The sequence below is a fragment of the Microbacterium sp. NPDC056569 genome (assembly GCF_042793475.1).
Taxonomy (GTDB): domain Bacteria; phylum Actinomycetota; class Actinomycetes; order Actinomycetales; family Microbacteriaceae; genus Microbacterium.
Genome location: NZ_JBHTUV010000007.1, coordinates 189,016 through 203,359 on the forward strand (window position 1 = coordinate 189,016; position 14,344 = coordinate 203,359).

Annotated in this window: 10 protein-coding genes; 3 read left to right on the forward strand and 7 right to left on the reverse strand. The window is 69.9% G+C overall.

Annotation, left to right across the window (positions count from 1 at the left end; genetic code table 11):
• Positions 1–42: 42 nt before the first annotated feature.
• The 4 genes from ACFQ7C_RS10365 to ACFQ7C_RS10380 form a co-directional block, all read right to left on the reverse strand.
• Entirely contained in the window at positions 43–960 is a 918-nt protein-coding gene (locus ACFQ7C_RS10365) for a carbohydrate ABC transporter permease (RefSeq protein WP_378900087.1), read from the reverse strand.
• Positions 960–1,916, reverse strand: coding sequence for a carbohydrate ABC transporter permease (locus tag ACFQ7C_RS10370; protein ID WP_378900090.1), 957 nt, complete (start codon positions 1,914–1,916; stop codon positions 960–962). Before ACFQ7C_RS10370 ends, ACFQ7C_RS10365 begins: the two co-directional genes overlap by 1 nt.
• Positions 1,917–1,992: 76 nt before the next feature.
• Positions 1,993–3,327: an extracellular solute-binding protein gene (locus tag ACFQ7C_RS10375; RefSeq protein WP_378900093.1), complete on the reverse strand. Its 1,335-nt coding sequence runs from the start codon at positions 3,325–3,327 to the stop codon at positions 1,993–1,995.
• A gap of 127 nt (positions 3,328–3,454) precedes the next feature.
• Positions 3,455–4,654 carry an ROK family protein gene (locus ACFQ7C_RS10380; protein ID WP_378900096.1) on the reverse strand — a complete coding sequence of 400 codons (1,200 nt, stop codon included), beginning with the start codon at positions 4,652–4,654 and terminating at the stop codon, positions 3,455–3,457.
• 220 nt (positions 4,655–4,874) lie between these two features.
• Here ACFQ7C_RS10380 and ACFQ7C_RS10385 point away from each other — a divergent pair, with 220 nt between their 5' ends.
• On the forward strand, positions 4,875–6,992 hold the full coding sequence (locus ACFQ7C_RS10385) for a L,D-transpeptidase family protein (protein WP_378900099.1): 2,118 nt from the start codon (positions 4,875–4,877) through the stop codon (positions 6,990–6,992).
• A 133-nt stretch (positions 6,993–7,125) separates the two neighbouring features.
• Here ACFQ7C_RS10385 and ACFQ7C_RS10390 read toward each other — a convergent pair whose 3' ends face one another.
• On the reverse strand, positions 7,126–9,339 hold the full coding sequence (locus ACFQ7C_RS10390) for an NADP-dependent isocitrate dehydrogenase (RefSeq protein WP_378900102.1): 2,214 nt from the start codon (positions 9,337–9,339) through the stop codon (positions 7,126–7,128).
• A 146-nt stretch (positions 9,340–9,485) separates the two neighbouring features.
• Here ACFQ7C_RS10390 and ACFQ7C_RS10395 point away from each other — a divergent pair, with 146 nt between their 5' ends.
• The gene (locus tag ACFQ7C_RS10395; RefSeq protein ID WP_378900105.1) at positions 9,486–9,938 is read left to right on the forward strand and encodes a GNAT family N-acetyltransferase; all 453 of its coding nucleotides are present in this window, start codon (positions 9,486–9,488) and stop codon (positions 9,936–9,938) included.
• Positions 9,939–10,099: 161 nt separating this feature from the next.
• Positions 10,100–11,068 (forward strand): acetylxylan esterase, encoded by a 969-nt coding sequence (locus ACFQ7C_RS10400; protein ID WP_378900108.1) that lies wholly within the window; start codon positions 10,100–10,102, stop codon positions 11,066–11,068.
• Positions 11,069–11,099: 31 nt separating this feature from the next.
• Here the strand turns inward: ACFQ7C_RS10400 and ACFQ7C_RS10405 are convergent, their stop codons facing one another.
• Both ACFQ7C_RS10405 and ACFQ7C_RS10410 read right to left on the reverse strand, forming a co-directional pair.
• Entirely contained in the window at positions 11,100–13,235 is a 2,136-nt protein-coding gene (locus ACFQ7C_RS10405) for an alpha-galactosidase (protein ID WP_378900111.1), read from the reverse strand.
• Positions 13,232–14,254: a LacI family DNA-binding transcriptional regulator gene (locus tag ACFQ7C_RS10410; protein ID WP_378900114.1), complete on the reverse strand. Its 1,023-nt coding sequence runs from the start codon at positions 14,252–14,254 to the stop codon at positions 13,232–13,234. Before ACFQ7C_RS10410 ends, ACFQ7C_RS10405 begins: the two co-directional genes overlap by 4 nt.
• Positions 14,255–14,344 lie beyond the last annotated feature (90 nt).

Here is a 14,344-nt window from a genome sequence, read left to right on the forward strand (position 1 = left end):
GGCCGACCTCCCCGTGGGAGGCGGCGTCGTCCTTCGTGCGCATCAGCCCTTGACCGCCCCCGCGACGAGACCGCTGGTCATGCGGCCCTGGACGATCACGAAGAAGACGATGACGGGGATCGCCACGATGGTCGAAGCGGCCATCACCTCGCCCCAGTCGATCGCGCGGCTCGAGCTCTGCTGCACGAAGCCGCGCAGCCACAGCGGAAGGGTCTGGTTCTCGGCGTTCATGATCACCAGCGCGACCGTGAACTCGTTCCAGCACTGCAGGAAGGCGAACACGCCGGAGGCCACGAGCCCGGGGGCGAGCAGCGGCAGAGTGATGCGCATGAACGCCTGCGTACGGCTCAGTCCGTCGACCATGGCCGCCTCCTCCAGCTCGGCGGGGACCCCGGTGACGAAGCCGCGCAGCATCCACACCGTGAACGGCACGACCGCCGCGATGTAGAGCAGGCTCAGGCCGAAGACGTTCGACAGGAGGCCCAGCTCGCTCATCATCTTGTACTGCGCGATGAACAGGCCCTCGGCGGGCAGCATCTGGATGATCAGGATCGCGAGCACGAAGGTGGTGCGGCCCCGGAAGCGGAACCGGCTGATCGCGACCGAGGCGAGGAACGCGAAGAGCAGGCAGAAGAACACGGCGATCACCGTGACCGCGAGGCTGATGCCGAGCGCGCCGAAGAACGACCCGTCGATCACGCCGCGGTAGTTGGCGAACGAGCCCCCGAACGGCAGGAACGTGGGCGTGAACGACTCCAGCGTCGCCGACGACAGCATCGACGAATTGACCATCCAGTAGACGGGGAACACCCAGATCACCGCGACGACGATCGCCAGGATGCTCCAGCCCCACCTCGCGGCCCGGCCGCGCGGACGGCGCTCAGCCGCCGGGGCGGAGGTCCGGGACGTGCCCGAGCGGGCCGGCGACGTGGTCGGCGCGAGTTGTGCGGACGCGGACATCAGGCCTGGTCCTCCTTCAGAAGACTGCGGATGTAGAACCAGCTGAGCAGGATCGTGAGTGCGAGCACGAAGATCGCCATCGCGGCGCCCTGACCGAAGTTGAGGCCGGCGACGCCCATCTTGTAGATGTACGTGCCGAGCAGGTCGTAGTCGCTCGAGTTCGAGCCGGCGTCCTGCAGCATCGTGATCTGCGTGAACACGCGCAGGTCCCAGATCAGGTTGAGCAGCAGCACGATCATGATGACCGGGCGGATGATCGGCAGGACGATGTAGCGCAGGCGCTGCCATCCGGTCGCGCCGTCGAGCTGGCTGGCCTCTACCATCTCGGTCGACACCTGGGTGAGGCCGGCGTACGCCGAGAAGGCGACGAACGGCACCGACATCCAGATCACGATGACCGACGCGACGATGAAGAACACGAAGGGCTCGCCGCCGATCCAGTTGAACTGGTTCATGTCGACGCCGGGGATGAGGTCCAGCAGGTAGTTGACGACACCGCGACGGCGGTCGAACAGCCAGATCCAGACGGTCATGGCGGCCACGACGGGCATGGCCCAGGCCAGCAGCAGAGCGAGCTGCAAGGTGATGCGCACGCCTGCGTGGACGCGCGTCATCAGCAGCGCGAGCGCCATGCCGATGACGACGGTCACGGCCGCGGTGACGAGGCAGAAGATCACCGAACGGATCGCGACCTCCCAGAACGTCGGGCTCGTCGCGACGGCGATGTAGTTCTCGAGCCCGACGAAGTCGGGGGCCTTGCCGCCGAGCTGCTGCAGGGCGCCGTACTTCTGGAAGGACGTGATGACCTGCCACACGACCGGATAGCCCATGCCGAAGAGCAGGATGGCGATCGCGGGGATCAGCAGGAACAGGGGAACAGGTGAGCGACGGCGGGCGCCGACGGCTTCGTCGACGCGGTCCTCGCGGTCGATCGTGGTGGGGGCAGGAACTGCCATGCCCGCCTCCTCAGGGGGTCTCGCAGGGGGCCGGGGTCGCGGACGCGCGTCCGCGACCCCGGGATTGCTGAAGGTCTCAGCCGTTGATGATGGCGTCGATCTTCTCGTCGTACTCGGCGGCGAGGGCCGGGATGTCGCCACCCGACGCCACCTTGCCGAAGAACTCCTCGAGGATCTTCTGGCCCTCGACCGCGGCCCAGCCCGGGGCCGCCGGGGTGAGCTTCGAGTTCAGGGCCGACTCGATGAGTGCCGAGGCGAAGATGTCGTCGCCGAGCGAGTCCACGAACGTGGTGTTCGCCGGCCCGAGGCCGTTCTGGCCGAGCATCTGCTGGTACTCGTCGGAGAAGATGATGCGCAGCAGCTCCTTGGCGCCGGCCTGGTTCTCGCTCTTGGCCGAGATGCCCAGGTTCGAGCCGCCGGCGAAGACCGGAGCGGCCTCACCCTCGGTCGTGCCGGGGAGCGGGAAGACGCCGAACGTGTCGTCGTTCCACTCGCGGACCTCGGTCACCGTGCCGTCGTCGGCGGTCTTCTCCTCGACGAAGTCGCCGATCGACCAGTGCGCCCAGCCGGGTGCGATGATCGTGGCGGCCGTCGGCGGGTTGCCGTTCTTGTCGTTGTTGATGTTGACCCACGGAGTGCTGTCGTCCTCGGTGGCCGGAGCGTTGGAGGCGTTCGCGAACAGGTCCTGGAACTGCTCGAGACCCGTGATGGTCTTCTCGTCGCTCAGCGTCGAGACCCAGGTGTCGCCGTCCTTCTTCGCGAGCTCCCCGCCGTTGGCGAAGATCCACGAGATGCCGTTGCGCCAGTCCTCGCCGCCGATGTAGAAGCCGGACTGGTCGTCGGTGCGCAGCGTCTTGACGTCCTCGTTGAACTGCTCGAGGGTCGTCGGAACGTCCAGGCCCGCGGCCTCCCAGATGTCCTTGCGGTACGTGATGTACCTCGAACCGAAGTAGTACGGCAGCGCGTACTGGGCGCCGTCGACCGTTCCGACGTCGACGAACGACTGGAGCAGGTCCTCGCCGCCGAGCTCCTCGTACACGCCGCTCAGGTCGCTGAACGCACCCGAGGTCGTGAAGGTCGGCGACCAGGTGTTGCCGATCTCGGTCACGTCGGGGGTGTTGTTCGCATCGGGAAGCTGGTTCGCGAGCTTCGTGAGCGCGTCGCCCCACGACTGCTCCTCGATCGTGAGCGTGCCGCCGGTGGCGTCGTTGTACTCGGTCTTGAGGTACTCGCGCAGCTCGTCAGGGGTGTCGCCGCCCATGACCCAGAACGTGATGTCCTGGTCCTTCGCGCCTTCCGGGTCGAAACCGGAGGCGTCGTCGGATCCACCGGACGTGCCGCCGCCGGCGCAGCCGGCGAGCACCAGTGCGGAGGCGCCGATGAGCGCCACAGCCCCAAGCGTCTTCTTCATGGTGTGTTCCTTCGTGTTCTCTTGGTGTTCGGGTGGGCCGGGTGACCCATCCGGGGTCGGAGGCTCCGTGGGGAGCTTTCCGTGGTGTTTCGGGATCCGGGGGGATCCGCCGGGGAATCGCGCTGTGTCAGGACACCCCGAGTTGTCCGGACAGGACCATGACGGCGGCGCCGCGCAGGACGATGTCCTGGCCTTGCTCCGTCATCCGCACCCGCACGCCCTCGTCGACGGACGGCGCGAGCGTGCGCGCGCGGAGTGTCTCGACGGTCTGCTCCGCCAGGGAGCCGCCGAGGAGTTCAGGGGGGCCGGAGAGGACGATCTCCGACACGTCGAGTGCGCCGACCACGGGTGCCAGCGCGATGCCGAGCCGCTCCCCCGCGTCGCGGAGGATGCCCTCGTGGGCGGCGGGATCGGATGCCGCGCTCAGCCGCGACGTCAGTGAGGGCACCGACAGCCAGGCCTCGAGGCAGCCCACCTTGCCGCAGGCGCACTGCGGGCCGCCGTCTGTTCCGACGGTGACGTGGCCGATCTCGCCGGCGGCGAAGCGGCTGCCGCGCATCGGCTGACCGGCGAGCAGCAGGCCGGATCCGACGCCTCGGCCGACCTTGACGAGCAGCACGTCGTCGGGCGCACCGCCGAAGGTGTACTCGGCGAGGACAGCGGCGTTGGCGTCGTTGGCGACCAGGACGGGGACTCCCAGCGCGCCGCGCAGCGCGCCCTCGAGGTCGAAGCCGGCCCAGCCGAAGTTCGGCGCCGTGAGGATCACGCCGCGGTCGTCGACGACACCGGGCGTGCCGACGCCGATGCCCAGCACGGGTGCGTGCGAGTCGGCGACCAGGGTGCGGGCGAGCTCGACGACCGTGTCGACGAGGCCGTCCGCGGGGGGAACCGCCACCTCGCGGCGCACGACGATGCTGCCGTCGAGCGTCAGCACCGCGCCGATGAAGGTGTCGCTGCCCGACAGGTCGAGGCCGATGATGCGGTGCCCCGCGTGGTCGAGGTCGACCAGGATGGCGGGCTTGCCGGGGCCCGACGCCTCGCGCACGCCCATCTCGGCGACGAACCCGTCGGCGATGAGCTCGGCGACGAGGTCGGAGATCGTGACCCGGGTGAGCCCCGTCTCGCGCGACAGGTCGGCGCGACTCATCGCACCCTGGTGGAACAGAGTCTGCAGCAGGAGTGAGCGGTTGTGGCCGCGCGCGTGTTCGGGCAGCACCTTCGCGCCCTGGCGGAGCGTACGTCCAGGAGCGAATGCGCGGGCATGCGTGGTGGGGCTCTGCGGCGTGTCGATAATGGAAGGGCCGCGTCGCGCTTCCGTGTTGGGCATGTTTGTTAGTAGACCTTACGAACTAACTTTTCGCAAGTCCTCGGAGCTGATTTGAGCGGATGCTTTACAAAACCGTGATGCACCGTGTTCCGATCGTTACGCGGCCACCCGCGGGTTTCCTGGCGTGACCGGCGGTTCGTGCGTGACCAGGACGTGACCTCAGCACACGGGCATGTCGCCTACCATGGTGGGAAGCGTGGATCACAGTCGGGGGTGTGGCGTGACGAATCTGGCGACCGAGTCGCAGGCCGGTAAGGCGTCCGGGGACGACGCCGTCCAGGCCGAGCAGGCCGTCGAGGACGAGCAGTCCGCATCGGCGGACAAGCCGGCACCGGATGCCGTGGACGAGACGGATGCTGCGGCCCCGGCGGATGCCGAGGCGACGGCCTCCGTCGCGCCCGCGGACGCGGAGGACTCCCCCGCTGAGGAACCGGAGGCCGAGACCACTGAGGCGCAGGACTCCGAACCCGAGCCGGAAGCGGAATCCGACATCGAGCCCGAAGACGAGGCCGAGCCCGTCGACGACGCCGAGCCGGTCGATGACGCAGAGCCTCTCGACGACGCCACGTCCGTCGACGACGCCGAGCCGGTCGATGACGCAGAGCCGGTCGATGACGCAGAGCCGGTCGACGACGCCGAGCCCGTCGACGACCCCGAGCCCGAGGCGGAGCCGGAAGACGAGACCGTGCCGGCAGACGAGGCCGAGCCGGAGGCGTCGCCCGAAGACGAGACTGTGCCGGCAGACGAGCCAGCGCCCGCTGACGGGCCTGAGTCTGACGACGACGCCGGGACCGAGGCATCCGTCACCTCCGACATCGACGCTGAGACCGTCGCCGTCGCGACGGCCGCGCTCACCCCGGCGGCCGCGACAGCCGTCGTGCCGCCGGCCGACCTCTCGGCCGCGACGGCGACGCCCGTCGCCACGGCCACCGCTCCTGCGGACGGCTCCCCCACGTTCGCGTGGGCGCCTGCCGAGCCCAAGCCGAAGAAGAAGCACACCGCGATCTGGATCAGCGCGGCGGCCGGCGTGGCCGTGGCCGGCCTCGTCGTCTCGTCGCTCGTGCTCATCGCACCCGGCACCACTGTCGCCGGTGTGCCCGTGGGCTGGCTGACACCCGGCGCGGCCGCCGAGGCCATCGAGCAGCGCCTGGCGGAGACGACCGTCGTGCTCACGGGCGCAGGCGAGGACGCCGAGATCACCGGTGCCGAACTCGGCGCTGACGTCGACGCCGAGGCGCTCGCCGAGGCCGCGTTCGCGCAGCATCCGATGTGGAACCCGACCGCGTGGTTCGCGGCGACCGACGCGGAGATCGCGCTCGATCCTGCAGCGGCCACGGAAGCACTCCGCGAGGTCGCGCCCCAGCTCTACACCGATGCCACCGATGCCACGCTCGCGTTCGACCCTGCCACCGCGTCGTACGTCGCGACGCCGGCCGTCGCCGGCACCGGGATCGACGTGGGCGCCGTCCAGGACGCGATCCAGGCGGCCTTCGAGGCCGGACAGACGCGCGTGCAGCTCGATCCGGTCTCGGCCGAGGTCCCCGCCGACATCTCGACCGAGACCGCCGACGCGACCGTCGCGCAGCTGAACGGCATGCTCGACACGGCCGGCTTCTACGTCGGTGCGGAGCGCACAGTGCCGATCGATCGCGCGACGCTGGCCGCGTGGCTGACCGTCGCGCCCGACGCCGAGAACGCCGCGTACGAGATCACGGCCGACGAGGCCGCGATCCAGGCCGCGGTGGACGGGCTTCCCGCAGCGATCAACCGGCCGGCCGAGAACGGCGCCGTCATCACCAACTCGGCGGGCAAGGTCCTCCGCGAGGAGGCGCCCGGGATCTCAGGGCGCGAGGTCGGCGACACCACGAGCTTCGCCTCCGACTTCGCCACGCAGCTGGCCGCGGGCAACGCGGTGTTCGAGACGCCCGTGACCGAAGTCGCGCCCGTCGTCTCCACCCTCGCCCGCACGGTCGAGGTCGACCTCTCCAGCCAGACCGCGACCCTCTTCGAGAACGGCAACGTCGTGGCCTCGTACACGATCTCGTCGGGACTCTCCGGCACGCCGACGCCGACCGGGCACTTCACCGTGAACGCCTTCACCCGCATCCAGGACATGGGCGCGCTGTGCTACAACCCGGCCGCGGTGAACAGCTACTGCACGAAGGACGTGCCGTGGATCACATGGTTCGCGCCCGACATCGCGTTCCACGGCGCTTCCAACTTCCGCAGCCGTCTGGGCTTTCCGCAGAGTCACGGCTGCGTGAACATGTGGAACGACGACGCCAAGTTCGTCTACGACTGGACCGCACGCGGCACCGAGGTCTGGGTCCACTCCTGATCGCGGCGGTCACGCCTCCACGCGGACGCGCCGGTGGCGCCCCAGGCCAGGGCTCCGCGACCCCGGCGGCGACAGCCCCGAAGACGACGAGAGGACGGATGCCGCAGCATCCGCCCTCTCGTTTCGTCGTGATCTACAGCGAGTCGATGACCTCGTTGAACGTCTGCGACGGACGCATGACACCCGCGACCAGGTCGGCGTCGGGGCGGTAGTAGCCGCCGATCTCGACGGCCGAGCCCTGTACGGCGAGGAGCTCGTCGACGATCTTCTGCTCGTTCGCCGCAAGGGCCTCGGCCACGGGGGCGAAGGCCGCCGCGAGCTCGGGGTCGGCCTGCTGCTTCGCGAGCTCCTGCGTCCAGTACAGCGCGAGGTAGAAGTGGCTGCCGCGGTTGTCGATCGTGCCGAGCGCGCGGCCGGGAGACTTGTCGTTCTCGAGGAACGTGCCGGTCGCGGCATCCAGCGTGTCGGCCAGCACCTGTGCCTTCACGTTGCCGGTGAAGTCGGCGAGGTGCTCGAGCGACGCGGCGAGCGCGAAGAACTCGCCGAGCGAGTCCCAGCGCAGGTAGTCCTCGGCGAGGAGCTGCTGGACGTGCTTGGGAGCCGAACCGCCCGCGCCGGTCTCGAAGAGGCCGCCGCCCGCGAGCAGCGGGACGATGCTCAGCATCTTGGCGCTCGTGCCGACCTCGAGGATCGGGAACAGGTCGGTGAGATAGTCGCGCAGCACGTTGCCGGTGACCGAGATGGTGTCTTCGCCCTTGCGCAGGCGGTCGAGCGAGTACTGGGTCGCTGCGGCCGGCGCGAGGATCTCGATCGTGAGGCCGTCGGTGTCGTGGTCGCCGAGGTAGGTCTTCACCTTGGCGATGAGGGCCGCGTCGTGCGAGCGGTTCTCGTCGAGCCAGAACACGGCGGGGGCGCCGGTGGCGCGGGCGCGGGTGACGGCGAGCTTCACCCAGTCGCGGATGGCGACGTCCTTGGTCTGGGTCGCGCGCCAGATGTCGCCCGGCTGGACGGCGTGCTCGAGGAGCACATCGCCCGCCTGGTTCACGACCTGGACAGTGCCGGCGGCGGCAAGTTCGAACGTCTTGTCGTGGCTGCCGTACTCCTCGGCGGCCTGCGCCATGAGGCCGACGTTCGGGACGGTGCCGATGGTCGCGGGGTCGAGCGGGCCGTGCGCGATGACGTCGTCGATCACGGTCTGGTAGACGCCCGCGTACGACGAGTCGGGGATGACGGCGAGCGTGTCGGCCTCGCCGCCGTCGGCGCCCCACAGCTTGCCGCCGTTGCGGACGAGTGCCGGCATCGACGCGTCGACGATGACGTCGGAGGGCACGTGGAGGTTCGTGATGCCCTTGTCGGAGTTGACGTACGACAGGCGCGGGGTGTCGGTCGCGGCGGCGAACGCGGCAGCGATCTCGTCGCCGCCCTCGACGTTCGCGAGGCCCGCGAGGATCGCGCCCAGGCCGTCGTTCGGGGTGAGACCGGCCTCGGCGATCTTGTCGCCGTAGCGGTCGAACACGTCGGCGTAGTACGCCTTCACGACGTGGCCGAAGATGATCGGGTCGCTGACCTTCATCATCGTCGCCTTGAGGTGCACCGAGTACAGGACGTCTTCGGCCTTGGCGGTCTCGAGCGTCTCAGCGAGGAACGCGTCGAGCGCGGCCGCCGACAGGAACGTGGCGTCGACGATCTCGCCGGGGAGCACCTTGATGCCGGTCTTGAGCTCGGTCGTCGTGCCGTCGGCGCCGGTGAAGCGGACCGAGAGCACGTCGTCGGCGGGGACGACCGCGGTCTTCTCGTTGGACTTGAAGTCGTCGTGGCCGAGCGTGGCGACGCGCGTCTTCGACCCCTCGCCGAACGCCTTGTTGCGGTGCGGGTGCTTGCGCGCGTAGTTCTTCACCGACAGCGGCGCGCGGCGGTCGCTGTTGCCCTCGCGGAGCACCGGGTTGACCGCCGAACCCTTGATGCGGTCGTATCGGGCCCGCACGTCCTTGTCTTCGAGCGACTGCGCCTCGTCCGGGTAGTCGGGGATGTCGTAGCCCTGCGACTGCAGCTCGGCGATCGCGGCCTTGAGCTGCGGGATCGACGCCGAGATGTTCGGCAGCTTGATGATGTTGGCCTCGGGGAGCGTCGCGAGGCCGCCGAGCTCGGCGAGTGCGTCGCCGACCTGCTGCTCGGGCGCCAGATTCTGCGGGAACGCCGCGAGGATGCGGCCCGCCAGCGAGATGTCGCGCGTCTCGACGTCCACTCCCGCCTGGCGGGTGACGGCCTGCACGATCGGCAGGAACGATGCGGTCGCGAGGGCCGGTGCCTCGTCGGTGTAGGTGTAGATGATGGTCGAGTCGGTCACCAGTCACGTCCTTCTTGCGGGTCGGCCCTCAGCCTATCGCAAGCGGCCGAGATATCTCGACGTCAAGATAATTCTCCGTATGAACACCGTGTTAATCCGAGACGCGGACGATGCTGGATGCCGCCATGGGGGCTAGCCTGTGGTCCATGGGTGAACTGCGACTCGTCGAACTGTCCGCCGCGACCATCGTGGCGGTCAACAATATGTCGCTCAAGCCCGGCCAGGAGGAGTTCCTGTCGCCGGTGAGCTACGGCATCGCCGCGACGGTCGTGAACCCGCAGACGACCTGGCAGCGCGTCGTGGTCGACGGCGAGGAGGTCGTCGCCTTCGTCAGCGGCAACTTCGACCTCGACGACCCCCAGGAGCACTTCCGCTCGGTGCTCTGGCGCATCAACGTCGACGCCGACGACCAGGGCCGCGGCGTCGGCCGCTTCGCCGTGGCGGGCCTCCTCGAAGAGGCCCGCAACCGCGGAATGGACCACGTCAATGTCATCTACGAGGCCGGCGAAGGCGGTCCGCAGGCGTTCTTCGAGCGTGTGGGCTTCACACCGGTCGGCGAGACCGAGTACGGTGAAGTCATCGCAGAGATCCGTCTCTGACGCAGAGCCGCACGATCGACCCGAAGACCTCCCCACACAGCGCCCGCCGGGCGCCCAGAGACCGGCGGCGGGGCCTCGAATACCCCTCCCCCATCGAGACCCCGTCGCCTTCTCGATCTGTCGCGTCGAAACGCTTCCGCAGCACGCGCTAATGTAAGCGCGTGCCGAGATTCGATCTGCCCCTCGCCGAGCTCGCGGACTACACGCCCGACGTTCGCGAACCCGCCGACTTCGACGCCTTCTGGGCCGACACGCTCGCGCAGGCGCGGCAGTGGGACGCCGCACCCGACGTGGTGCGCCTGGAGACGCCGTACACCCTCGTCGACATCTTCGACGTCACCTTCCCCGGCTTCGGCGGTGACCCCGTCAAGGCGTGGCTGACGCTGCCGGCAGGCGCCGAGCGCCCGCTTCCCGCCGTCGTCGAGTACCAGGGCTACGGGGGCGGCCGCGGTCTTGCCGGCGAGCGCCTCGGCTGGGCGGCCGCGGGGTACGCGCACCTGTTCATGGACACCCGAGGTCAGGGCTCGATGTGGGGCTCGGGCGGCGACACGCTCGACCCGCACGGCACCGGCCCCTCGTCCTCGGGCTTCATGACCCGCGGCATCGAGGACCCCGCCACGTACTACTACCGCCGCGTGTTCACCGACGCCGTGCGCGCCGTCGACGCCGTGCGTTCCCTGCCGCAGGTCGACGCCGACCGCGTCGCGGTGTGCGGCGGCAGCCAGGGCGGCGGCATCGCGATCGCGGTCGCGGGTCTCTCCGACGGTCTCGTCGCGGTCATGCCCGACGTGCCGTTCCTGTGCCACTTCGAGCGCGCCGTCGGACTCACCGGCGACGACCCCTACCAGGAGGTGGTGCGCTACCTCGCCGTGCACCGCGGTCGCGACGAGCGCGTGTTCGAGACGCTGTCGTACTTCGACGGCGTCAACATGGCGAAGCGGGCGGATGCCGCAGCCCTGTACTCCGTCGCCCTCATGGACACCATCTGCCCGCCGTCGACCGTCTACGCGGCGTTCAACCGCCACACCACGGCGACGAAGCGGATCGAGGTCTACACGCACAACGGCCACGAGGGCGGCCAGGCGTTCCAGTTCCCGAAGCAGGCCGCCTTCCTCACCGACCTGCTCTGACCCCGGTCCGCTCTGACCCGGTGCGGAAAGGTCAGACGGCCTCGAGGTGGAGCACGAACGCCTGCAGCGGCCACAGCGTCGGCAGCTGCAGGCCGACCTCGGCGAGCAGCGAGCCGGGCAGTTCGATCTCGCTGGCGGTGAACCACTCGGGCGCGATCCAGCCGTACTCCGCGGCACCGATCTCGCGGCGCACGCGCACGCGGTAGCGGCGGTCGCGGTCGAGCCCGGGCAGGCGCAGGCGCTCGGCGCGCGCGTCCTCGAGGCTCGCGACCGTCGCCACGACCACGACCGCCGACCCGTCGGCGACGAAGGCCGTCGCCCGCCAGGCGGGATCGCGGAGCTCGGGGTGCAGCATCCGTCCGCCGTGGACGACCGGCCGCAGCTCCTTGTAGAGCGCGGCGAAGCGCGTGATCGCGGCGGTCTCTTCGTCGTCGCACGACAGGATGTCCCACTCGAAGCCCGCCGACCCCATGAGGCTCGTCGCCATCCGGTACGACAGCGCCGTGGTGCGCCCCGACGAGTGCGACGTCGTCGGACCCACGTGCGCGCCGACGAGCTCGGGCGGCAGCAGCAGGCCGGTCCAGCGCTGGATGTCCTGCCGTTCCACCGGGTCGTTGGAGTCGCTCGCCCACACGCGGTCGCTGACCTCCAGGATGCCGAGGTCCGTCCGCGCGCCCCCGCTCGAGCAGGACTCGATCTCGAGGGACGGATGCCGCGACTTCAGCTCCGCGATGAGCTCGTACACCGCGATCATCTGGGCGTGACCTCCGGGGCGCCCGTCGTGCACGCTCTCGACCAGGTCGCGATTGTGGTCCCACTTGATGAAGTCGATGCCGAGCTCGGCGACCAGCGCGTCGATCTGCCCGAGCACATGGGCGTAGGCGTCGGGATTCGCGAGGTTCATCACGTACTGACCCCGCCACGACACGCCGGGATCGTGGTCCAGATGGCCGGGGTCATGCAGCAGCCAGTCGGGGTGGGCGCGCGCGACGTCGGAGTCGAGGCTGATCATCTCGGGTTCGAACCACAAGCCGAACTGCATCCCCAGGTCGTGCACGCGCGCCGCGAGCGGGCCGAGCCCGTCGGGCCATATCGACCGGTCGACGACCCAGTCGCCGAGGCTGGTCGAGTCGTCCCGCCGGCCCTGGAACCAGCCGTCGTCCAGCACGAAGCGCTCGATGCCGACCTCGGCCGCGCGGTCGGCCAGCGCGGCGAGCCGGTCGGCATCGTGGTCGAAGTACACGGCCTCCCACGTGTTGAGCACGAGCGGTCGGACGGAAGACGGATGCTGCGGCCGCGCCCGCAGCCACGTGTGCGCGCGGTGCGCGAAGCCGTCGAGCCCCTCGGCGGTGTGCACGAAGGCCGCGCGGGGCGCGCGGTACTCGTCGCCGGGCGCCAGCCTGATCTCCCCAGGCCGGAGCAGCTCGCCGGCGCCGATGAGCGTCACCGCGTCGGTGACGCGGTCGATCCGCGTCGTGAGGTCGCTGGACCACGCGAGGTGCACACCCCAGAGCGCGCCGTCCTGCCAGCGCGGAGCTCCGATCCCGGCGATCACCGCGACCGGATTGTCGTGCCCGGGGCGGCCGCGACGCGTCTGCCGCACGGTGGCACCCGCCGGCATCGGCGTCACGACCGGACGCTTCTCGCGTGTCCAGCGCCCGTCGAACGTCAGCAGCGTGTCGGTCGTCGACGACACCGGAAGCGTCGCCTCGAGCCAGTCGACGTCGACGGGCTCAGCATCCGGGGCTCCTTCGTGTGCGAGCGCGTGCTGCACCCACACGACACCGCCGGCCTCGATCCCGACCGTGATCGACAGACGGAGAGCGGATGCCGCATCCCGCGCCACGACGATGAACGACGTGTCGTCGGCCGTCACGGTCGCCACGACCCAGCGCGCGTGGTGAACCACGCCGTCGCGACGCAGCTGCATGCCCGGCCGTCCGGTCCATCCGTCGCCCTCCTGGGGCGACAGCGAGACCTGCCACGCCGCGTCGAGCGTTCCGGGCGGGGTCTGCCGGCTCAGCGCCTTCGCGAGCGCGTCGGCGTCAGCATCCGTGATGCCGCCCACCGGCGCACCCCAGTGCAGCACGTGCGGAAGGCCGGGGCCGCGGGCGTCGACCAGCACGCCGACGCCCGCGCTCTCGAGACGGATGAAGCCGGGGGTCATGCGGTGGTCCTCTCTGCGGGGATGCGTTCGCCGGTGCCGCGCTCGACGATCCACGTCGGCATCTCGAGCTGTCGGGTGAAGCCGGCGGGGTCCTGCATGCGCTCGATGGCGAGCGTCGCGGCCGCCTTACCGAGCGCCAGCGGGTCGTAGCTGACCACGGTCACCCCGAGCACGTCCGCGGTGTCGAAGTCGTCGAAGCCGACGAGCGCCGTGGCGTCGTCGCCGCGATCGCGCAGCACACGCAGCGCCCCGATCGTCACGCGGTTGTTGCCCGTGATGATCGCCGTCGGCGCGTCGGGCTGATCGAGCAGGTCGGCGATGAAGCCGTCGGCGGGAACCGCGAGGTCGTCGGCGAGGCGCTCCCACCGTGACGAGTCGGTGATCCCGTACGCGGCGAGCGCGTCACGATAGCCACGGAGTCGCTCCGCCTGCGTGTAGACGGATGCCGGGTTGCAGATGTAGCCGATGCGGCGATGACCCCGCGCGAGCAGCCGTGTCGTGGCGTCGAACACCCCACGGTGGTTCTCGAGGACGATCGAGTCCGCCACGAGGTTCCGCGCCGGCCGGTCGATCGCGATCACGGGGGTGCCGAGGTGCCGCTCCCCCTCGAGGTAGGACTGGTCCTCGGCGACGGGGATGAGCAGCAGCGCGCCCAGCCGCTGGCCGAGGAGGGCGTCGGCGACGCGCTCCTCTCCCTCGGCCGTGTCGTCGGTGGTCGCGACGACGAGCGAGAAGCCGTGCGCCGACAGCTCGCGCTCGATGCCGGCGGCGAGCTTGTAGTAGAACGGGTTGTTCAACTCGCCCATGATGAACCCGATGGTGTTGGTCGGGCCGCCGCGGCGCAGATTCCGCGCCAGCGGGTTGGGACGAAAGCGCAGCCGCTTCGCGGCGCCGAGCACGCGCTCGACGGTGTCGGGCGCGACGAGATCGCGGTGGGTGAAGACGCGTGAGACCGTCTTCGAGCTCACTCCCGCGAGCCGCGCGACGTCTTCCAGTGTCGCGCGCTGCTGAACCGTCATCGGGCCTCCTTGCCGTGCAGGCTTCACGCTAGCACCGCGATGACGGAAATGTCCACGTAGGACATTTCAGCGACATTGAGGCGCAGCATG

Excerpts from the sequence above, each read along its gene's own strand:
- ACFQ7C_RS10375 (WP_378900093.1), bottom strand. The coding sequence starts at position 3,327 with ATGAAGAAGACGCTTGGGGCTGTGGCGCTCATCGGCGCCTCCGCACTG.
- ACFQ7C_RS10395 (WP_378900105.1), top strand. The coding sequence starts at position 9,486 with ATGGGTGAACTGCGACTCGTCGAACTGTCCGCCGCGACCATCGTGGCG.
- ACFQ7C_RS10380 (WP_378900096.1), bottom strand. The coding sequence starts at position 4,654 with ATGCCCAACACGGAAGCGCGACGCGGCCCTTCCATTATCGACACGCCG.
- ACFQ7C_RS10405 (WP_378900111.1), bottom strand. The coding sequence starts at position 13,235 with ATGACCCCCGGCTTCATCCGTCTCGAGAGCGCGGGCGTCGGCGTGCTG.
- ACFQ7C_RS10410 (WP_378900114.1), bottom strand. The coding sequence starts at position 14,254 with ATGACGGTTCAGCAGCGCGCGACACTGGAAGACGTCGCGCGGCTCGCG.
- ACFQ7C_RS10370 (WP_378900090.1), bottom strand. The coding sequence starts at position 1,916 with ATGGCAGTTCCTGCCCCCACCACGATCGACCGCGAGGACCGCGTCGAC.
- ACFQ7C_RS10365 (WP_378900087.1), bottom strand. The coding sequence starts at position 960 with ATGTCCGCGTCCGCACAACTCGCGCCGACCACGTCGCCGGCCCGCTCG.